Annotated in this window: 17 protein-coding genes; 4 read left to right on the top strand and 13 right to left on the bottom strand. The window is 71.1% G+C overall.

Translation table 11 applies throughout. The features are described 5' to 3' along the window. Positions 1-37: 37 nt before the first annotated feature. From KS03_RS16260 to KS03_RS16235, 6 genes are all read right to left on the bottom strand, one after another. Positions 38-1,561 (bottom strand): efflux transporter outer membrane subunit, encoded by a 1,524-nt coding sequence (locus KS03_RS16260; RefSeq protein WP_015877205.1) that lies wholly within the window; start codon positions 1,559-1,561, stop codon positions 38-40. Further along, positions 1,554-2,765: an efflux RND transporter periplasmic adaptor subunit gene (locus KS03_RS16255; RefSeq protein ID WP_015877204.1), complete on the bottom strand. Its 1,212-nt coding sequence runs from the start codon at positions 2,763-2,765 to the stop codon at positions 1,554-1,556. Before KS03_RS16255 ends, KS03_RS16260 begins: the two co-directional genes overlap by 8 nt. After that, positions 2,755-6,000, bottom strand: a complete 3,246-nt coding sequence (locus tag KS03_RS16250; protein WP_015877203.1) for an efflux RND transporter permease subunit — start codon at positions 5,998-6,000, stop codon at positions 2,755-2,757. The genes KS03_RS16255 and KS03_RS16250 overlap by 11 nt, the downstream gene beginning before the upstream one ends. Positions 6,001-6,262: 262 nt before the next feature. Beyond that, positions 6,263-6,937: a response regulator transcription factor gene (locus tag KS03_RS16245; RefSeq protein ID WP_015877202.1), complete on the bottom strand. Its 675-nt coding sequence runs from the start codon at positions 6,935-6,937 to the stop codon at positions 6,263-6,265. A gap of 10 nt (positions 6,938-6,947) precedes the next feature. Beyond that, positions 6,948-7,871: a LysR family transcriptional regulator gene (locus KS03_RS16240; protein WP_015877201.1), complete on the bottom strand. Its 924-nt coding sequence runs from the start codon at positions 7,869-7,871 to the stop codon at positions 6,948-6,950. Positions 7,872-7,976: 105 nt separating this feature from the next. Further along, positions 7,977-8,351, bottom strand: coding sequence for a hypothetical protein (locus KS03_RS16235; protein ID WP_015877200.1), 375 nt, complete (start codon positions 8,349-8,351; stop codon positions 7,977-7,979). A 240-nt stretch (positions 8,352-8,591) separates the two neighbouring features. On the opposite strand from KS03_RS16235, the gene argG reads away from it, so the two are divergent. The 3 genes from argG (at position 8,592) to KS03_RS16220 (ending at position 11,228) form a co-directional block, all read left to right on the top strand. After that, positions 8,592-9,932, top strand: coding sequence for an argininosuccinate synthase (gene argG, locus KS03_RS16230; RefSeq protein ID WP_015877199.1), 1,341 nt, complete (start codon positions 8,592-8,594; stop codon positions 9,930-9,932). Between the two features lie 163 nt (positions 9,933-10,095). After that, on the top strand, positions 10,096-10,641 hold the full coding sequence (locus KS03_RS16225) for a hypothetical protein (RefSeq protein ID WP_015877198.1): 546 nt from the start codon (positions 10,096-10,098) through the stop codon (positions 10,639-10,641). Between the two features lie 212 nt (positions 10,642-10,853). After that, positions 10,854-11,228, top strand: coding sequence for a DUF779 domain-containing protein (locus tag KS03_RS16220; RefSeq protein WP_015877197.1), 375 nt, complete (start codon positions 10,854-10,856; stop codon positions 11,226-11,228). Here KS03_RS16220 and KS03_RS16215 read toward each other — a convergent pair. Further along, on the bottom strand, positions 11,185-11,565 hold the full coding sequence (locus KS03_RS16215) for a lysozyme inhibitor LprI family protein (RefSeq protein WP_015877196.1): 381 nt from the start codon (positions 11,563-11,565) through the stop codon (positions 11,185-11,187). The genes KS03_RS16220 and KS03_RS16215 overlap by 44 nt on opposite strands. Positions 11,566-11,744: 179 nt before the next feature. Here KS03_RS16215 and KS03_RS16210 point away from each other — a divergent pair, with 179 nt between their 5' ends. After that, complete coding sequence (locus KS03_RS16210; protein ID WP_050811426.1) at positions 11,745-13,916, top strand: hypothetical protein; 2,172 nt, start codon at positions 11,745-11,747, stop codon at positions 13,914-13,916. Positions 13,917-13,976: 60 nt separating this feature from the next. Here the strand turns inward: KS03_RS16210 and KS03_RS16205 are convergent, their stop codons facing one another. The 6 genes from KS03_RS16205 to KS03_RS16180 form a co-directional block, all read right to left on the bottom strand. Then, the gene (locus KS03_RS16205) at positions 13,977-14,438 is read right to left on the bottom strand and encodes a GNAT family N-acetyltransferase (protein WP_015877195.1); all 462 of its coding nucleotides are present in this window, start codon (positions 14,436-14,438) and stop codon (positions 13,977-13,979) included. Positions 14,439-14,693: 255 nt separating this feature from the next. Next, entirely contained in the window at positions 14,694-16,511 is a 1,818-nt protein-coding gene (gene glmS / locus KS03_RS16200) for a glutamine--fructose-6-phosphate transaminase (isomerizing) (RefSeq protein ID WP_015877194.1), read from the bottom strand. 76 nt (positions 16,512-16,587) lie between these two features. After that, entirely contained in the window at positions 16,588-17,949 is a 1,362-nt protein-coding gene (gene glmU / locus KS03_RS16195; protein ID WP_015877193.1) for a bifunctional UDP-N-acetylglucosamine diphosphorylase/glucosamine-1-phosphate N-acetyltransferase GlmU, read from the bottom strand. 132 nt (positions 17,950-18,081) lie between these two features. Then, positions 18,082-19,071 (bottom strand): tRNA 2-thiocytidine(32) synthetase TtcA, encoded by a 990-nt coding sequence (ttcA, locus tag KS03_RS16190; protein WP_015877192.1) that lies wholly within the window; start codon positions 19,069-19,071, stop codon positions 18,082-18,084. Then, on the bottom strand, positions 19,068-19,472 hold the full coding sequence (locus KS03_RS16185; protein ID WP_017923139.1) for a dihydroneopterin aldolase: 405 nt from the start codon (positions 19,470-19,472) through the stop codon (positions 19,068-19,070). The genes ttcA and KS03_RS16185 overlap by 4 nt, the downstream gene beginning before the upstream one ends. A 43-nt stretch (positions 19,473-19,515) precedes the next feature. Further along, on the bottom strand, positions 19,516-20,307 hold the full coding sequence (locus tag KS03_RS16180; protein WP_015877190.1) for an SDR family NAD(P)-dependent oxidoreductase: 792 nt from the start codon (positions 20,305-20,307) through the stop codon (positions 19,516-19,518). Positions 20,308-20,311 lie beyond the last annotated feature (4 nt).

Genomic DNA, 20,311 nt, shown 5'->3' with positions numbered 1-20,311 from the left:
TCGCGGACCGGTATCGCGGACCGGCCGCGCGACGCGCTCAGCCCGCATGGCCCGCCGCGCCGGCCGGCAGCGCCGCCGAGACCGGCACGGCCACGGCCGGAGCCGGGGCCGGAGCCGGAGCCGGAGCCGGAGCCGCGCCGTCGTGCCCGGCATCCGCCGCGCGCCAGCCGCCGCCCAGCGCCGCGATCAGCGCGACGGCCGCCAGCTGGCGCCGCGTGTCGAGTTCGATCATCGCGATCCTGGTGTCGAGCTCGGTGGCCTGCGCGGTCACCACGTCGAGATAGCTGACCACGCCGTCGCGATAGCGCGAGCTGGACAGCCGCAGCGTGCGCTCGGCCGCGTCGAGCGCTTCCTGCTCGCGGCGGGCCTCGTCGCCGAGGTGGTGCGTGAGCGCCAGCGCGTCCTCCACCTGCTGGCAGGCGCGCAGCACCACCGAGCGATACCGCGCGCCGTTCTCGGCGAGCCTGGCGCGCGCCTCGTCGCTGATCGCCTGGCGGCGCCCGCCGTCGAACAGCGTCAGCATCAGGCTCGGCCCGATCGACCAGATCTCGTTCGGCGCGCTGAGCCAGCGGCCGAGCCCCGAGCTTTGGTAGCCGCCGGCCAGCCCGAGCGTGAGGTCGGGGAAGAACGCGGCCCGCGCCACGCCGATCCGCGCGTTGGCGGCCGCCACGCGCCGCTCGGCGGCGGCCACGTCGGGGCGGCGCTGCAGCAGCGCGGCCGGGATGCCGGCCGGGATCGACGGCAGGCGCGCCGCGCCGGGGCTCGCCGGCAGCGAGAACGACGAGGCCGGCACGCCCGTGAGGGTGGCCACCGCGTGCTCGTAGAGCGCGCGGCGCGCCTTCACGTCCTCGGCCGCGGCGCGCGCCGCGTCGAGCCGGGTCTGCGCGCGCGAGACGTCGAGGTCGGAGGCGATGCCGCCGGCATGGCGGCTCAGCGTCAGCTGCAGCGCGCGCCGGTAGGTGTCGATCGTGTCGGCCAGCATGCGCTGCTGCTGGTCGAGCCCGCGCAGCCTGAAGTAGGCGCGCGCGAGGCTGGCCTGCAGGCTCAGCCGCACCGAGGCCAGATCGTCGGCGCTGGCCTCCGCGTCGGCGCGGCCGGCCGCCACCTCGTTGCGCAGCTTGCCCCAGAGATCGAGGTCGTAGTCGAAGCCGGCCTCGAGCGTGTTGGCGCCGTAGACGTCGGGCTGGGTCGCGCCGCGCAGCGGGCGGGTGGCCGAGGCGCGGTTGCTGGATACCTGGGTGTCGAGCCCGAGCGTCGGGAACAGCCCCGCGCGCGCCTGATCGAGCAGCGCGTCGGCCTCGTCGTGGCGAGCCACGGCGGCGGCCACGTCGGGGTTGGCGCGTGCCACCTGCGCTTCCAGCCGGTCGAGCACGGGGTCGCGAAACGCGCGCCACCAGCCGTCGCGCGCGATGCGGTCGGCGGGCCGCGCGCGCTGCCAGCCGCCCGCTTCCTTGAACGCGGCGGGCAGCGCGGTGGCGGGCACGCGATAGGTGGGCGCGAACGAGCACGCGCAGAGAAGCGTGACGCTCGCGAGCGTCGCGCAGAGCCGGCGCTTAGCCATGCGATTGCTCCGTCTGCGATGCCGCGGGCCTGGCCGAGGCGAGCGTGGCGGCGGGCGCGGCGAGCCGGACCGGATCGCCCGAGGCGAGCGAGTCGGGCGGGTTGTCGATCACGCGATCGTCGGGGCCAAGCCCGCTGGCGATGCGCACCCTGGTGCCGAGATCGGTGGCGATCGTCACGTGCCGCAGTTCGGCGCGATCGTCGTGGCCGACCACCGCCACCTGCAGGCCGTCGCGGCGGAAGATCAGCGAGCTGGCCGGGATCGTCATCAGGTGCGGGTCGTCGGGCAGCGTGAAGTGGACCTCGGTGTATTCGCCGGGGATCAGCCGGCCGTCGCGGTTGTCCACCATCAACTGCACGAGCAGCGTGCCGGTGGTGCCGGCGATCGAATCGTCGGTGTCCACCAGCTTCGCCGCGAAGGTCTCGCCGGGGCGCCCCGGCACGGTCAGCGTCGCGCTCATGCCGGGCCGGATCGAGCCGGCCTCGTTCTGCGGCACGCTCACGTAGACGCGCAGCTGGTGGATGTCGGACACCGCAAAGAGCTCCGGGCCGGTGCCCTGGCCCGCCGAGATCAGCTGGCCGATATCGGTCTGGCGCGCCGTGACCACCCCGTCGAACGGCGCGACGATGCGCTTGAACGCCTCGAGCGCCTCCAGGCGCCGCACGTTGGCCTGGTTCGCGGCGACCATCGCCTGCTTGGCGGCGAGGTCGCTGGTCTTCTCGTCGGTCTCCTGCTGCGAGACCGAATCCTGCTGCAGCATCCGGGTCCAGCGCGCGGCGGTGGTGGCGGCCAGCTTCTCGTCGGCGAGCGAGCTGCGCAGGTCGGCGCGGGCCTGCTGCAGCTGCGCGTCGAGCTCGGGCGTGTCGATCAGGCCGAGCAGCTGGCCGGCCTTCACGTGCGTGCCGATGTCGGCGTACCAGGCATGCAGGTAGCCCGACACCTGCGCATGGATCGGCGCGTTCTCGAACGCCGACAGGTGGCCCGGCAGCACCAGCGTGGTGCCGGCGCCGCCGCGCGAGGGCAGGTAGGCGGCCACCGTGGGCACCGCCTGGGCGGCGGACCAGGCCGCCATCTCCTGCTTGGCATGGATCCGGCCGACGATGCCGGTGGTGACGATGCCGACGGCGACCAAGGCGGCCAAGGCGGCGACGAGCTTGAGGTTGGGCAGCCGTTTCGGCGACTTGATTTCGATCTCAGTGGACATGGTTGGCTCCGGACGCGGAAGAGGAAGAGGCGCGGGATGCGTCGTGCCGGGGCGCATCGCGCCGATGCACCAGGCTGAACACGACGGGAACGAAGAACAGCGTCGCCAGCGTGGCGCAGGCGAGGCCGCCGATCACGGCGCGGCCCAGCGGTGCGTTCTGCTCGCCGCCGTCGCCGAGGCCGAGCGCCATCGGCGCCATGCCGATGATCATCGCGAGCGCGGTCATCAGCACCGGACGGAAGCGCGTGAAGCCGGCCTCCAGCGCCGCCGCGAGCGCGTTGCCGGTGGCCGCGAGCCGCTCGCGCGCGAAGCTGACCACCAGGATCGAGTTCGCGGTGGCCACCCCCATGCAGAGGATCGCGCCCGTCAGCGCGGGCACCGACAGCGGCGTGTGGGTGACGAACAGCATCCAGACGATGCCGGCCAGCGCGGCGGGCAGCGCCGAGACGATCACGAACGCGTCGGCCCACGAGTGGAAGTTCACCACGATCAGCAGGTAGATCAGCGCGATCGCGCCGGCGAGACCGAGCAGCAGGCCGGTGAACGCATCGTTCATGGTCTGCACCTGGCCGCGCAGCGTGACGGTGGAGCCCTTGGGCAGGTCGTGCGCGGTGTCCTTCACGATCGTGTCGATGTCGCTCGCCACCGCGCCGAGGTCGCGGCCCTGGGTGGTGGCGTAGATGTCGAACAGCGGATCGATGTTGTAGTGCGAGACCACCGCGTCGCCGACGCCGCGGGTGATCGTGGCGAGGCCGCCGAGCAGCTGCGACTGGCCGTTCGCGCCGGTCACGGGCAGGTTCCGCAGCGCCGAGAGCGAGGTCATCCGGTATTGCGGGGTCTGCGCGACGATCGGGTAGGACACGCCGTTCTTCGGGTTGAGCCAGTAGGTCGGATCGACCTGGCTGGTGCCGGCCAGGCTCGCCACCACCGAGTTCGTCACGTCCTGCTCGGTGATGCCGAGCTGGTCGGCGCGGGTGCGGTCGACGGCCACCGTGAACTGCGGATAGGTGCTGGCCTGCTGGATGCGCGCGTCGGCCACGCCCGGGATCAGCCGGATCCTGCGATACAGCTCGCGCGCGTAGCGCAGGTTGGCGGCCCGGTTGGGGCCGGCCACCTGCAGGTCGACGGGCGCGGGCGCGCCGAAGTTCAGGATCTGGCTGACGATGTCGGCCGGCAGGAACGCGAAGGTGGTGCCGGCAAACGCGCGCGGCAGCAGCTCGCGCAGCTTGCGCACGTAGCCGGCGGTGGGGGCGTGGCCGCCGGTCAGCGAGATCAGGATGTCGCCGTCCTGCGGCCCGAGCGTGCCGCTGTTGTTGTAGCTCAGGTTGATGCCGCTCTTGGGCAGGCCGATGTTGTCGATCATCTCGCCCAGTTGCGCGGGCGGGATCACGCCGCGGATCGCCTGCTCGATGTGGTCGAACTCGGCGGCGGTCTCCTCGACGCGCGTGCCCACCGGCGCGCGCACGTGCAGCGAGATCTCGCCCGAGTCGATGGTCGGGAAGAAGTTGCGGCCGAGCCACGGCGCGAGCAGGAAGGAGGCGGCCACCACGCCGAGGAAGCCGGCCACGAACGGCGTGCGGCGCGTGAGCGCGAGCCCGAGCAGGACCCGGTACGAGGCGCGCACGCGCTCGAAGCGGTGCTCGAAGGCGCGCTGGAAGCGCACCAGCGGGTTGCGCGCGGCCGGCGCCGGGCGGCGCCCGTCGTGCGGGTCCATGATCGCGGCCATCTCGCCCGAGGCGTGGCCGCCCGAGGCGTGCGGCTTGAGCAGGTACTGCGCGAGCATCGGCACGAAGGTACGCGACAGCACGAACGACGACACCATCGCGAAGATCACCGCCTTGGCCATCGGCACGAACAGGAAGCGCGAGATGCCGTCGAGCATCAGCATCGGCACGAACACGATGCAGATGCACAGCAGCGCGACCAGCGCCGGCATCACGATCTGCCGCGCGCCGTCGAGGATCGCGCTGCGCGTGTCCTTGCCCTGCTCCAGGTGCCAGTTGACGTTCTCGATGGTCACGGTGGCGTCGTCCACCAGGATCCCCACCGCCAGCGCGAGGCCGCCCAGCGTCATCACGTTCAGCGTCTCGCCGGTGGCGGCCAGCAGCGCGATGGCCGAGAGCACCGCGAGCGGGATCGAGGCGGCGATGATCAGCGTGGAGCGCCAGCTGCCGAGAAACAGCAGGATCATCAGCGAGGTGAGCGCCGCCGCGATGACGCCCTCGCGCGCCACGCCGCTCACGGCGCCCTTCACGAAGGCGGACTGGTCGCCCATCATGACGAGCTTCAGGCCCGGCGGCAGGGTCTGCTCGATCAGCGGCAGCCTGGCCTTCACGCCGGCGATGATGTCGAGCGTGGAGGCCGAGCCGTTCTTCAGGATGCTCATCAGCACCGCGCGATGGCCGTCCACGCGCACGATGTTCGACTGCGGCGGGAAGCCGTCGCGCACGTGCGCGACGTCGCGGATCGCGATGGTGGTGCCGCCCACCGACTTGATCGGCAGCGCGTTGAGCGTGCCGAGCGCGCGCGGGCTGTTGTTGAGCTTGATGTTGTATTCGAAGCGGCCGATCTTCTCGGTGCCGGCCGGGATGATCTGGTTCTGCTGCGCGAGCGCGTGCGCCACGTCCTGCGCCGAGAGGCCCTTCGCCTGCAGCGCCTGCGGGTCGAGGTCGATCTGCACCTCGCGGGCCTTGCCGCCGTAAGGCGTGGGGATCGCCACGCCCGGCACCGACAGCAGCTGCGGGCGGATGAAGTTCTCGGCGTAGTCCTCGAGCTTCTGCTCGTCGAGCGTGTTGCTGGTCAGCGCGATCTGCAGCACCGGCACGGTCGAGGCGTTGTAGTTGAGGATCTGCGGCGGGGTGGTGCCGGGCGGCATCTGCTTGAGCACGGTCTGCGAGATCGAGGTGACCTGCGCCGTGGCGGTGCGGATGTCGACGCTGGGCTGGAAGAAGATCTTGACGATGCCGAAGCTGCGGTACGACTGCGATTCGATGTGCTGAATGTCGTTGACGGTGGTGCCGAGCGCGCGTTCGTAATAGGTGATGATGCGCCCGGACATCTCGTCCGGCTGCAGGCCGGCGTAGTTCCAGACCACGCTGATCACCGGGATGCGGATGTCCGGGAAGATGTCGGTGGGCGTGCGAAATGCCGCGAGCGGGCCAGCCAGCAGGATCACGAGCGCCAGCACGATGAACGTGTAGGGCCGGACAAGGGCGAGCCGGACGATTTTCAGCATGGGATGCTGCTCCGTAGAAAGCGTCGTTCGGTAATTGGCGCGGGCGCGGACCCTGCGGGACAACGCGGGCCGGCGCCGACGACAGCATTCTGGGGAGCGCGCCCTAACAGCCGGTCGCTAAAAACATGAAACAAGTTTCATGGCGGCAGGCGCCGCGCGCCAGCGCGCGCGACCCGCGCCGGCAGGCGGCCGCGTTCGCGCGGCGCTCGTCCAGGCAGCCTGGGCAACGGGTGCGCGAGCCGGCAGTCGCGGCCCCGGCGCGTCAGCCGAGCAGGTAGCCCGCGCCGCGGATGGTGCGGATCAGCGGGGCTTCGCCGGGGCGGTTGATCTTGCGGCGCAGGCGGCCGACGTGGACGTCGATCAGGTTGGTGCCGGGATCGAACCGGCAGCCCCATACCCCCTCGAAGATCATGGTGCGCGTGAGCACGCGGCCCGCGTGGCGCATCATGAATTCGAGCACGCGGAACTCGGTGGGCAGCAGTTGCAGCTCGCGCGCGCCGAGCGAGGCGCGGCGCCGGACGAGGTCGAGCTCGATGCCGCCAGCGCGCAGCACCGTGTCGGCATGGGCGCTGCGCGGGCGGCGGCGCATCAGCACCTCGAGCCGCGCCACCATCTCGGCCAGCGAGAACGGCTTGACCAGATAGTCGTCGCCGCCGGCGCGCAGGCCCGCGATGCGCTGGTCCACTTCCGACATCGCGCTCATCACCAGCACCGGCGTGTCGAGCCCGACGCCGCGCATGGTGGCGAGGATCGCGAGCCCGTCGAGGTCCGGCAGCATGCGGTCGAGCGTGACCGCGTCGTAGTCGCCCGCCATCACCTTGGCGATGCCGTCGCGGCCGGTGCGCGCGAGGTCCACCGTATGGCCCTCGGCCTGCAGCTGGCGCGTGATGCTGTCGGCGATCAGGACATCGTCCTCGATCGTCAGGATCTTCGACATGGGCCGCGGGTCAGGCGACGGCGCGCAGCGGCGCGGCGCGGTCGGCGCCGCGATAGCGGCCCACCGCGAAATCGACGAAGCTGCGCACCTTCATGGAGAGGTAGTGGCGCCCCGGGTAGAGGATCGAGATGCCGCGCGGCCCGCCGTTGACCGGGTAGCCCTCGAGCAGCGCGACCAGCTCGCCGCGCACGAGGTCGCCCGCCACCAGCGGCTCGGGCAGCAGCGCCACGCCCAGGTGGGCGAGCGCGGCCAGGCGCACCATCGCGCTGCCGCTGGCGGCGAGCGCGTGGCCGGTGACGATGCGGCAGAGTGCGTCGCCGTCGGTGAATTCCCAGTTGCGCGCGGCGCCGTCCGAGACCGTCAGCAGGCTGTGCTCGTTGAGCGCGGCGGGCACGGCCGGGCGCCCGTGGCGCGCCAGATAGGCGGGCGAGGCCACCACCACCTCGCGCACCGTGGTGAGCGGCCGCGACACCAGCGTGGCGCTGGCCAGCCGGCGATCGTCCGCGAAGCAGACGTCGTAGCCGCCCTCCACCATGTCGACGTGCGTGTCGAAGGTGGTCACGTCGAAGCCCACGCGCGGATGCTGGGCGCGGTAGGCGGCCAGCAGCTCGCCGAGGCCCGCCGCGGCGAAGCACATCGACGCGGCGATGCGCAGCGTGCCGCGCGGCTCGCGCGAGGCGCGCACCAGGTTCGACTCGATCTCTTCGAGCTTCTCGATGATCACGCGGCAGCCCTCCAGATACTCGCGGCCCGCCTCGGTCAGCGACAGGCTGCGCGTGGTGCGGTTCAGCAGGCGCATGTTGAGGTGCGCCTCGAGCATGCCCACGCTGCGCGTGACGGCGGCGGCCGACATGCCGAGCTGCCGGGCCGCGAGGTTGAAGCTTGCGAGATCGACGACGCGCGTGAAGACGCGCATGGCCTGGAGCTGGTTCATGGAAGTATGGGCAACGATGGCGAGGCGTTCAGGAGCGGCCGTCGCGAATCACGCCGCGGCGCCGTCGAGGTGCCGCTTGGCTCGGCGGCGGGCACGGCCGGCGGCTCAGTTCGGCAATCCGCTCGGCTCGCGCAGCGCCTCGAGATGGTGGCCGAGCGATTCGTGTAGCCGTTCGAGGCTGCGCGGCGGCAGCGCGAAGCCGCTCCAGCCCAGCCCGGTGTGGCGCAGGAACAGCACCGCGCCGCCGTACAGCGCGTGCTGCTCGGTGTACCAGCACGGGTCCATCTCCACCACGTACTGCTCGGAGCGCGACGGCGTTTCGGGCACCGGCGGCTGCATCGAGGCGCGCAGCAGGCTCAGGTACTGGATCACCGCATCGACGTCGGCCGGGTCGAGCAGCACCGATGCGCGCTCGATCGAGATCATCACGGCGCTCCTCCCGGATTCGTTGATCATTTCGATGCTCATCGGGCGGGTCATCTGCGGCTCCTGTCGAGGTCACGATGCGTCGATTATCGGGCCGCGTCCTGGCGCCGATTCTGAAACAACCATATCGGCGGATGAAACTTTGTTTAAGGAGCGCCGGCCCCGCCGGTGGCCGGTTCCGGCCCGGCGGGCCGCAAAACTTGGCGCGCAATCCTTGCCTCGCCATCGGGCACCGTCGATACTTACGGGTTGCGTGCATATCCTTCCGACCACGAAATCACTCGGTTTATCGCCATGACCACGATTCTTGAAAGTCTTCCGACCGGCCAGAAGGTCGGCATCGCGTTCTCCGGCGGGCTCGACACGAGCGCCGCGCTGCACTGGATGCGGATCAAGGGCGCCGTGCCGTATGCCTACACGGCCAACCTGGGCCAGCCCGACGAATCCGACTACGACTCGATCCCGCAGCGCGCGCGCGAATACGGCGCCGAGAACGCGCGCCTGATCGACTGCCGCGCGCAGCTCGTCGCCGAAGGCATCGCCGCGCTGCAATCGGGCGCGTTCCACATCTCGACGGCCGGCGTCACTTATTTCAATACGACCCCGATTGGCCGTGCCGTGACCGGCACGATGCTGGTGGCGGCGATGAAGGAAGACGGCGTCAACATCTGGGGCGATGGCAGCACCTACAAGGGCAACGACATCGAGCGCTTCTACCGGTACGGCCTGCTCGTCAATCCGGACCTGAAGATCTACAAGCCGTGGCTCGACCAGCAGTTCATCGACGAGCTGGGCGGCCGCGCGGAAATGTCCGAATTCATGAGCAAGGCCGGCTTCGGCTACAAGATGTCGGCCGAGAAGGCCTATTCGACCGATTCGAACCTGCTCGGCGCCACCCACGAGGCGAAGGATCTCGAAAGCCTCGAGAGCGGCATCAAGATCGTCAACCCGATCATGGGCGTGGCATTCTGGCGCGATGACGTGAAGATCGCCGCCGAAACCGTCACGGTGCGCTTCGAGGAAGGCCGTCCGGTGGCGCTCAACGGCGTGGAGTTCAGCGACCAGGTCGAGCTGCTGCTCGAGGCGAACCGGATCGGCGGGCGCCACGGCCTGGGCATGAGCGACCAGATCGAGAACCGCATCATCGAGGCCAAGAGCCGCGGCATCTACGAGGCCCCGGGCCTCGCGCTGCTCTACATCGCCTACGAGCGGCTCGTCACCGGCATCCACAACGAGGACACCATCGAGCAGTACCGCGAGAGCGGCCGCCGGCTCGGCCGCCTGCTGTACCAAGGCCGCTGGTTCGATCCGCAGGCGATCATGCTGCGCGAGACGGCGCAGCGCTGGGTGGCGCGCGCCGTCACGGGCGAGGTCCAGATCGAGCTGCGCCGCGGCAACGACTATTCGATCCTGAGCACGAAGTCGCCGAACCTGACCTACGCGCCCGAGCGCCTGTCGATGGAGAAGGTCGCCTCGACGTTCTCGCCGCGCGACCGGATCGGCCAGCTGACGATGCGCAATCTCGACATCACCGATACGCGCGACAAGCTGCGCGTGTACTCGCAGGTCGGGCTGCTGACGCCGGGCGAGGCCTCGGCACTGCCGCAGATCCGTCAGGACAAGGACGGCGAGTAAGCCGCCGGCGGCGCGGGCCGCCGGCCGGCCGCGTCTCGCCTCGCCTCGCGCGGTTCTCCGCCGGGGCGGCCGGGGGCGCGCCGTGCCGCGCCCGCCATTGCCCCTGTCCCAGCCGTCGCATTCGACGGTTCGAATTCAACCGCCAGGCAAGCGAGGCGCCACGATGTTCACGATGATTCCCGAGCTGTCCTTCGGCCGCCGCACGGCGCTCTGGTGGTCCTGCTTCTGGCGCACGTTCCTCGCCACGCTGCCGGTCTGGCTGGCCGCCGTGACGCTGGTGGTGCTCGCCTTGCTGGCCGGCCGGCGCGGCACGCCGAACGTCGTCTCGGAGGCGGCCGCCTCGCTGTACGGGATGATCTTCTACGGCGGCCTGCTGGTGGTGCTGGTGAGCGTGCTGTGCCTGCCGATCGTCGGCTACATGACGCGCCGCGGTTTCGCCGCGCACGGGCTCACGGTGCCGGCGTCGTTCTCGTTCGGGCAGGCCGTGATGCTCGGGCTGACCACCTGGGGCTGGACCATCGTGGTCTCGCTCGCCACCAACCTGCTGTCCACCGCGCTCAAGTTCGCGGTGGCGCAGGGCGCCGATCTCGCGTCCGCCGGCCTGACGCTGGTGCTGCAACTGCTCGTGCTGGCGCTCGGCCTGATCGGCACGCTGTACGTGGTCATGCCGCGGCAGGCGTGGCGGCTGCGGCACCAGGCGGGCGGCTGAGCCGCGCCGTCGCGCCTGCGGTTGCCGGCGTTGCGCTGGCGCGCCGCTTCCTGCCGCCGTCCGCGGCGCGGGCCGAACGGGTTAACCCGCGCTGTCGCGCCGCGGCGCGGCTACGTACCATCGGATCACCTGCAACCCGCATGCCGAGCGGGCCGGCGGCGGCGAGCCCTGCCGGGCGCCGGCCCGCTCGGCGCCGCCATCGGGAGTCCGCCATGTCCGATTTACCGCCGCGCGTGATCGCCACCGACGAGGCGCGCCAGCTCATCGACGCGCTGAGCCGCCGCCACGGCGCGCTGATGTTCCATCAGTCGGGCGGCTGCTGCGACGGCAGCGCGCCGATGTGCCTCGCGCAGGGCGAGCTGATCCTCGGCGAGGCCGACATCTGCCTCGGCACCATCGGCGGCGTGTCGTTCCACATGCACGAGGCGCAGTACGCGGCCTGGCGGCACCTGCAGCTGATCGTCGACGCGGTGCCCGGCAAGGCCGGCATGTTCTCGCTGGAGGGGCCGACCGGCTGGCGCTTCGTCACGCGCTCGCGGCCGTTCACCGCCGACGAGCTGCGGCGGCTGGCACCGGCCTCGGACTGAGCGCGGGAGGCACGGCCGCGCCGTGCCCGCTTCGGAACGGCCCGCGGCTTTTCAGCTGCTGGTCTTGCGGCTCGAGCGCGGCGATGCGGTCGCGATAGGCGGCCGCGAGACAGGTGCGCGAGGCGCCGCATGCCGCGCGGCGCTGCCGCCAGGCCTGCTGCGCGTCCTGCATGTCGCCGCGCGTGCCCATCGCCACCAGCCCCGTCAGCATTTCGAAGCGCACCGCCATCTCCACGTCCTGTTCGCGGAGCGCGCGCGATGCGCAGATCGGCGTGCCGTGCCTGCCGTTCGTGATGACGCTGATGAAGAAGGCGCGCGCCACGGTGAACGGCGGCAACCGGGTCTGAACGGGCGCGAGCGGGAGCCATGGCCCGTGCAACCGGCGTCATGCATGGCGCGCACCGGATTCGTGCCGCGGTTGGTTCGGGTGGGCACCGTCGCCTTCGTGTTGCCACCATGTCGGGCGCACCGGGTTTCTATAGTGTCAATGTTCAATTTCATTCCGTGAGCCTTGCCATGTCCCCAAGAGTCACCAGCGGCGCGTCGTCTGCCGACACCGGTCCGTCATCGCCGACGCCCTCGTCGCACGGCACGCAGCAGCCCGCAGTCGGCGCGCCGACCCCGCAAGCGACCAACGCGCTGACGGGCGCGCTGACGACCCGCTCGCGCGGCACATCGAATGCGTCGGATGCGTCGGATGCGCCGTCGCGTTCGTCGGTGCGCACCATGCCGCTACCGGGCAGTACCGGCGCGCCGCACGGCCCGATCGCGCTGAACGCGCGCACGCAAGGGCTGCATCTGCGCAGCGTGTCCGACAGCCATCTGCCGAGATCGCTCGCCGAAGTGGGGGATCCGCCCGCGGATCTGCCGCCCACCGAGACGCTGCTCGCGCGCAGCATCAAGGAGGCGATCGATTCGCCGGCCGCGGGCGGCTCCGCTGCGTCGAGCCCGATCGCCGAGATCAGCACGGCATCGCTGAGCGCGCCGGCCAACACGCCGATGACGCTCGAGGAAACCCGGGCCGCGATCGCCGGCGACCTGGAAAAAGTCTCGCAACTGCTGGAGCTGTTTGCCGAAATGGCGCCGCATCTCGCCAGCGAAGCGCCGGGCGCGTCGGACCGCGCCAGCGTGGCGTCGAGTTCGCCGTCGAGCTTCGCGCTCGGCCGCCTGTTCCATTCGAGCAGCGTGCCGAACTCGGGGGCAAACACGCCGTCGAGCCTCGGCCTGCGCGGCCTGTACGGCCAGTCCGCCGGCAACAGCTCGGCCTCGTCCGAGGACGGCAGCGCCGCCGGCGGCGCGCCCAGCACGCCGTCGAGCCTCGGCCTGCGCGGCCTGTACGGCCAGTCCGCCGGCAGCAGCTCGGCCTCGTCCGAGGACGGCAGCGCCGCCGGCGGCGCGCCCAGCACGCCGTCGAGCCTCGGCCTGCGCGGCCTGTATGCGCAGCCGAGCCCGTCCGCCAGCCCGGCCTCGTCCGAAGACGGCCACGCGAGCGAGAGCAGCAGGCCCGGCTCCGATTCGAGCAGCGACTACCACCTCGACGCGCTGTTCGACGCCGCGCATCAAGTGGCATTGGAGCGCGCTAGCACGTCGTCGGAAAGCGAGGCGGTGGGCATGGACGACGATGCCATCGCGATGCATCCGCCCGGCACCGGCGGCACGGCGGCGGGCGCCACGACGGGCGCCGCGGCCGCGCAGAAGAGCGCGCTGATGAACTGGCTCGGCAACGTCGGCCAGGTCGGTGGCCACGAAGCGGTCGCGGTCGGCCTGACCACGGCGATCCGCGAGGTGGTGGCGGGCCTCGTCCAGCATCTGCAGAACGCGCACCAGGGCGAGGGTTCGCTGAAGGCGCAGGAAGCCGCCGCCGGTGCCATCATCGCGCTGGTCGGCCTCGGCAACATCGCCGCCATGCTGATGCGCCGCTCGCGCCACACCAACACGCCCACCGCCAACGCCGGCAACGTGCTGCAGCTGGTCGGCCTGATTTCCACCGCGATCGGCGCCGGCCGCACCGGCAACCTGAAGGACCTGCTGCCGCAACTGACGCGGACCGTCGTCTACGCGGGCCTGCGGGATGCCGCCAATACCGTCAAGCCGTACTCGGAGAACCCGCAGGCCGGCAATGCGCTGCTCGCCCAGCTGGTCAATTTCGCGCCGTACAGCGCCAATCAGTTCCTCGTGAACTGGGCGCAAACGGCCGGCGGCACCTCGGGCGCGGGCTTCGCCAACAAGCTCGACGAGATCTCGAAGATGACCAACCAGACCGAGGCCGCGCAGGCCAAGGGCAAGCTCGGCCGCGAGGTGGTGCTCAACGGCGGCGCCTACGTGGGCGCCAACATGCTCGGCGAGGTGTTCGACAAGCTCACCGGCAGCGTGATCGAGCAGGCGCTCGGCGAAGGCTGGGCGTCCGTGCCGCAGATGGCGATCGGCCATGATCCGATCCGCATGCCGGGCGGCTCCGACTGGGGCGATGCGTTCGAGAAGACCATCTCGCGGATGTCGCTGTTCGATCAGGCGATCTCGGGCTCGGCCTGGATCGGCACCGGCGTCACCACGCCGAAGTTCGGCGAGTTCGGCGGCACCATGATCAACAACGCCGTGGACGGCGCGCTCGTGAGCCTGCTGTGCCTGCCGTTCGTGATGACGCTGATGAAGAAGAAGGCCGGCGGCACCGGCAACGACGCGGCCTGAGCCCCGGCGCGCGGCGCAGGCCAACGGCCCGGCCGCCTGGCCGGGCCTGCCGCGGGCGGGCTACAGCGCGTGCCGGTAGACGAGGAAGCCGGACTTCTCGGCGACCCGATCGTAGAGCCGCATCGCCGTCTGGTTGGTTTCGTGCGTCTGCCAGTAGACGCGCTCGGCGCCGTCGCGCTTCGCCTGCGCGTAGACGGCCTCGATCAGCGCGCGGCCCACGCCCTTGCCGCGCGTCGCTTCCAGCGTGAACAGATCCTGCAGGTAGCAGATCGGGCCGGCCAGGGTGGTGTGGCGATGGTAGAGAAAGTGCACGAGCCCGACGAGCCGGCCCGCCGATTCGGCCACCATCGCGTGCATCGGCTCGTAGCCGTCGAAGAAGCGGCGCCAGGTGAGATCGGTGATCTCGCGCGGCAGCGCCGTGGCGCCCGCGCGCCCGTAGAACGCGTTGTAGCCGTCCCAGAGCGGCAGCCACGCATCGAAATCCTCCGGCGCGGCGTAACGGACCAACCATGATTGATTCACGACGAGGTACTCCTGTGGCAGTGGTTTCGTGCCGAGTATAGGAGCGCCAAGCCGCGCTGATGAGTGCCAGGCGGCGCCGGATCGATGGAGCCACGCGCGGCGAGGTGCGGCTGGTTCCGGGGCACGGCATCGCGTGCCGCCGCGGGCCGCTCGGCGGGACCGGCACGAGCGGCCGGCATGAAGGGCCGGCATGAGCGCCTCCCGCATCGGCTGCGCGGGGCGTTGCGACGCGACGGGGCTCCCGCCCCGCCGCCCTCACTCCACCGTCACCGACTTCGCCAGATTCCGCGGCTTGTCCACGTCCGTGCCTCGCGCGCAAGCGGTGTGATACGCCAGCAGCTGCAGCGGCACCACGTGCAGGATCGGCGACAGCGCGCCGTAGTGCTCCGGCATCCGGATCACATGCAGCCCCTCGTCGTTGACGATGTGCGTGTCGGCGTCGGCGAACACGTACAGCTCGCCGCCGCGCGCGCGCACTTCCTGCATGTTCGACTTCAGCTTCTCCAGCAGCGTGTCGTTCGGCGCCACCGTCACCACCGGCATCGCCTCCGTCACCAGCGCGAGCGGCCCGTGCTTCAGCTCGCCGGCCGGATAGGCTTCCGCGTGGATATACGAAATCTCCTTGAGCTTCAGTGCGCCTTCCAGCGCGATCGGGTAGTGCAGCCCGCGGCCGAGGAACAGCGCGTTCTCCTTGCGCGAGAACTCCTCCGACCAGGCGATGATCTGCGGCTCCAGCGCCAGCACGCTGTTCAGCGCGGCCGGCAGGTGGCGCAGCTGACGGATGTAGTCGGCCTCGCGGGCCGCGTCCACGTGCCCGCGCACCTTGCCGAGCGTGGCCGCGAGCAGGAACAGCGCCACCAGCTGGGTGGTGAACGCCTTGGTCGAGGCCACGCCGATCTCGGTGCCGGCGCGCGTCAGGAACTGCAGCCCGGTCTGGCGCACCATCGCGCTGGTCGCCACGTTGCAGACGGCCAGCGTGCGCTGGTGGCCCAGCGACTGCGCGTGCTTGAGCGCGGCGAGCGTGTCGGCGGTCTCGCCCGACTGCGAGATCACCACCACCAGCGCGCGCGGGTTCGGCACCGAGTCGCGGTAGCGGTACTCGCTGGCGATCTCCACCTGGGTGGGGATCTTCGCGATCGATTCGAGCCAGTACTTGGCGGTCATGCCCGAGTAGTAGCTGGTGCCGCAGGCGAGGATCAGCAGGCTGTCGATGTCGGCGAAGGTCTCGGCCGCGCCCGCGCCGAACAGTGCGGCCTCGAACGCTTCGATGGGCGGGATGGTGTCGGCGATCGCGCGCGGCTGCTCGAAGATTTCCTTCTGCATGAAGTGGCGGTACGGGCCGAGTTCGACGGCGCCGCCGTAGGCGCTTACGGTGCGCACCTCGCGCTCCACGTGCGCGCCGCTGCGGTCGACGATCTTCACGCTGTCGAGCGACAGCTCGCAGACGTCGCCTTCCTCGAGGAACGTGAAGCGGTCGGTGCTGCCGGCCAGCGCCAGCGCGTCGGAGGCCAGGAAGTTCTCGCCGTCGCCGAAGCCGACCACCAGCGGCGAGCCCTGCCGCGCGCCCACCACGGTGTTGGGCTGGTCCTTGTGGATCACGGCGATCGCATAGGCGCCGTGCAGCTGCGCGACGGCCTCGCGCACGGCGGCGAACAGGTCGCCGCGATAGAGGCTGTGCACGAGATGCGCGATCACCTCGGTGTCGGTCTGCGACACGAACTCGTAGCCCTTCGCGCGCAGCGTCTCGCGCAGCGTCTCGTAGTTCTCGATGATGCCGTTGTGAACCAGCGCGACCGTGTCGCGCGAGAAGATCGGATGCGCGTTGTGCGTGACGGGCGCGCCGTGCGTGGCCCAGCGCGTATGCGAGATGCCGGTCATGCCCTCGAGGCCGGTCTCGCGCACCTGCGCGTCGAGGTCGGCCACGCGCGAGACGCTGCGCGCGCGCCTGGGCTCGCCGCCCTCGAGCACGGCCACTCCGCACGAGTCGTACCCGCGGTATTCCAGCCGGCGCAGACCTTCGATCAGCACCGGAACGATGTTACGTTGCGCAACTGCGCCGACAATGCCGCACATGGCGATCGATCCTCCGAAATGAGGAAGGCGCCACCCAGGTGCGCCTTCCGAAACTGTGTTGAGCCGCCGGAACCGTTCAGCTCTTCTTCTTGGTGGGCCGCACGTAGCCGGCCTTCTCGGTCTGCTGCTTGTCGTTGAGCACGAGCTGGCCGCTCGCCACGTCCTTCCACACCGTGGTGCCGGCCGCGATCGTCGCGCCCGCGCCCACGCGCACCGGCGCGACGAGCTGCGTGTCGGAGCCGACGAACACGTCGTCCTCGATCACGGTGCGGAACTTGTTCGCGCCGTCGTAGTTGCAGGTGATGGTGCCGGCGCCGATGTTGACGCGCGCGCCGATGTCGGCGTCGCCGAGGTAGGTGAGGTGGTTGGCCTTCGCGCCGTGCCCGAGCACGGCGTTCTTCACCTCGACGAAGTTGCCCACGTGCGCCTCGTCGGCCAGCGCCGCGCCGGGCCGCAGCCGCGCATACGGCCCGACCACGGCCTGCGCGCCGACCTGCGCGCCCTCCAGGTGCGAGAACGCCTCGATGCGCGTGCCGGCGCCGATCCGGGTATGGCGGATCACGCAGTTCGCGCCGACCGTCACGCCGTCGGCCAGCTCCACGGCGCCCTCGAACACGCAGTTCACGTCGATCGACACGTCGCGCCCGCACACCAGCGAGCCGCGGATGTCGAGGCGGGCCGGATCGGCGAGCGTCACGCCGTCGGCCAGCAGCGCCTCGGCCAGGTTGCGCTGGTGGATGCGCTCGAGTTCGGCGAGCTGCGCCTTGCTGTTGACGCCGAGCGTTTCCCATTCCTCGTCGGGCTGGGTCGTCACCACCTCGAAGCCGGCCTCGATGGCCTGCTCGACCACGTCGGTCAGGTAGTACTCGCCCTGGGCGTTGTCGTTGCCGAGCGCGCCGAGCCACATCGCGAGCTGGGCGGTGGGCGTGACGATGATGCCGGTGTTGATCTCGGCGATGCGCAGCTGCTCGGGCGAGGCGTCCTTCTGCTCGACGATGCGCGTGACGCTGCCGGCGGTGTCGCGCACGATGCGCCCATAGCCGGTCGGATCGTCGAGCGTGACGGTGAGGATGCCGTAGCGCGCGTCGGTGGCCGCCTCGACGAGCCGCCGCAGCGTGCCGGCGCGCGTGAGCGGCACGTCGCCGTACAGCACCAGGGTGGGCTGGGCCGGGTCGAGCAAGGGCAGTGCCTGCCGCACCGCGTGGCCGGTGCCCAGCTGCTGCGACTGCAGCGCGAACTGCACGTCGGGCGCGGCCACGGCGGCCTGCACGGCCTCCGCGCCATGGCCGACCACCACCACCAGGCGCGACGGCGCGAGCGTGCGGGCGGTATCGAGAACGTGGGAGAGGAGCGGCTTGCCAGCCAGGGGATGGAGCACCTTCGGCAGCGCGGATCGCATGCGCTTGCCGGTGCCTGCCGCCAAAATCACGATATTCATGGCGCCAGCGTCGGGAGAGTTCGAAGTGCCGAATTCTAGCACGCAGGGGGCGCGCCGATCGCGCCGGGCGGCGCCGCGCCGTGCCGCGAAACGCCCATCCGGCGGGCGTTTCGCGGCAATCGAGCGGGATTGTTACAGATCGTCGAACGATACGATCGAGATCGGCCTGGCGCCGCCCGCGTCCGGCGCGCCGGTGCCGCACGGCTCCTCGTCGAACGCGATGTCGCCGGCCGGGTCGGCCTGGCCGGTGGCGCGCAGCCCGGCGAACGGGAACAGCCCGGTGTCCATCAGGTGCGAGGGCACGACGTTGGCGAGCGCGCTGAACATGTTGTCGACGCGGCCCGGGAAGCGCTTGTCCCAGTCGCGCACCAGCGCCTTCATCTCGGCGCGCTTCAGGTTCGGCTGGCTGCCGCAGAGGTTGCACGGGATGATCGGGAATTCGCGCAGCTCGGCGTACTTCTCGAGATCGACTTCCTTCACGTAGGCGAGCGGGCGGATCACGATGTTCCTGCCGTCGTCGGACTGCAGCTTGGGCGGCATGCCCTTGAGCTTGCCGCCGTAGAACAGGTTCAGCAGCAGCGTCTGCAGGATGTCGTCGCGATGGTGGCCGAGCGCGATCTTGGTGGCGCCGAGCTCGCCCGCCACGCGGTAGAGGATGCCGCGGCGCAGCCGCGAGCACAGCGAGCAGGTGGTCTTGCCCTCGGGCACCAGCCGCTTGACGATGCTGTAGGTGTCCTGGTTCTCGATGTGGAACGGCACGCCGATCCGCGTCAGGTACTCGGGCAGGACGTGCTCGGGAAAGCCCGGCTGCTTCTGGTCGAGGTTGACGGCGACGATCTCGAAGTCGATCGGCGCGCGCTCGCGCAGGCGCAGCAGGATGTCGAGCATCGCGTAGCTGTCCTTGCCGCCCGACAGGCAGACCATCACCTTGTCGCCGTCCTCGATCATGTTGTAGTCGCCGATCGCCTGGCCGACCTGGCGCGCGAGCCGCTTGAACAGCTTGTTGTTCTCGTAGGCCTCCTTCTGCTCGCGGCGCGTGAGCGCGCGGCGGCCGAGATCGGCGACGTTGGCCTCGACGGCCTGCGCGGCCTCGGCGTGTGCGGGGGTATGGGGGGCGTTCATGCGCGCTCCTCGTCCTTGATGCGGAAGACTTCGACGCCCACTGCGTCGCAATCGGGGTAGGCGTCCGGTTTCTCGGTGGAGACGCGCACCGCGCGCACGGCGGGGTGCGCGAGCAGGCGCGCGGCGATCGAGTCGACCAGCGTTTCCTGCAGGTGGATATGGCCGCTCGCCACGCAATGCGCGACGGCCTGTTTCATCAGATCGTAGTCGATCACCTCGCGCAGCTTGTCGGCCAGCGGGGTGGTCAGCGCCAGCGGCACGAACACGTCGATGTTGACGACCACGCGCTGTTCGCCGCGCTTCTCGTGCTCGAACGCGCCGATACGCATGGAGACCTCGTGGTCGCGCAGATAGAGTCTGCGGCAGTCGGCGAGCCTGGGGTGCAGGAGGGCGGAAAACATGGTGGTTCCAATCAGGTTGCGGGTTGGCGTGCTGGCACGCGAGTCAGGGGCGGCCGGCGAGGGCCGCTTCGGCCCGGCCGTCGCCGGCAGGCGGCGCGAGGTGCTCGCCGCCGTCCACGGCGAGCGTGGCGCCCGTCACGCCCGGCGCCTCGGCCAGATAGCAGGCCGCCTCGGCCAGCTCGTCGGCGTGCGGCGCGCGCCCGCGCACCAGCCCCGCCACGCGCACCTTCGGCGCCAGCGCCAGTGCCTGCGCGGCGGTGGCGCGATGCAGCGCGGCCTGTGCCAGCGCCTGCGAGAGCCGCTGCGGTGCCGGATGGTACAGCGCGTCGTCGAGCACGTGGATCAGCACCGCCCGCAGCCGCTCGTCCTCGCGCGCGGCCTCCGGGGTGGCGGCCGCGAGCGCGCGGCCGAGCACCACCGGCGCCGCGACGAGCCGCGCGAACGCGGCGGTCAGCGAGGCGTGGCCGGCGTTGAGCGCGTCGTCGGCCGGGGCCGGATCGCCGTGGCAGACGATGCAGCCGGGCCGGCCGAGCGCGTCGCAGCAGGCCGGCACCAGCGCGGCGGCGCCCGCTTCGCTGGCGAGGTCGGCCACCAGCACCGCCGCGCGGCGGCCGAGCGCGGCGATCTCGGCGGCCAGCGCCTCGGCCCCGGGCCGGGCCGCCTCGGCGTCCACCGCGAGCGCCACGTCCCAGCCGCGCCGCGCGAACGCGCGCGCCAGCGCGGCACCGATTCCGGCCGGCCCGGCCGGGCCAGCCGGAATCGGTGCCGCGCCCGTGATCAGCACCACGCGCGCGTCGGGCAGCGCGGCGGCGGACGTTACGGCGGATGCGGTCATTTAC

Origin of the sequence: Burkholderia glumae LMG 2196 = ATCC 33617 (assembly GCF_000960995.1) — a bacterium.
Lineage (GTDB): Bacteria > Pseudomonadota > Gammaproteobacteria > Burkholderiales > Burkholderiaceae > Burkholderia > Burkholderia glumae.
This window is presented reverse-complemented; position numbering and strand designations above follow the sequence as displayed.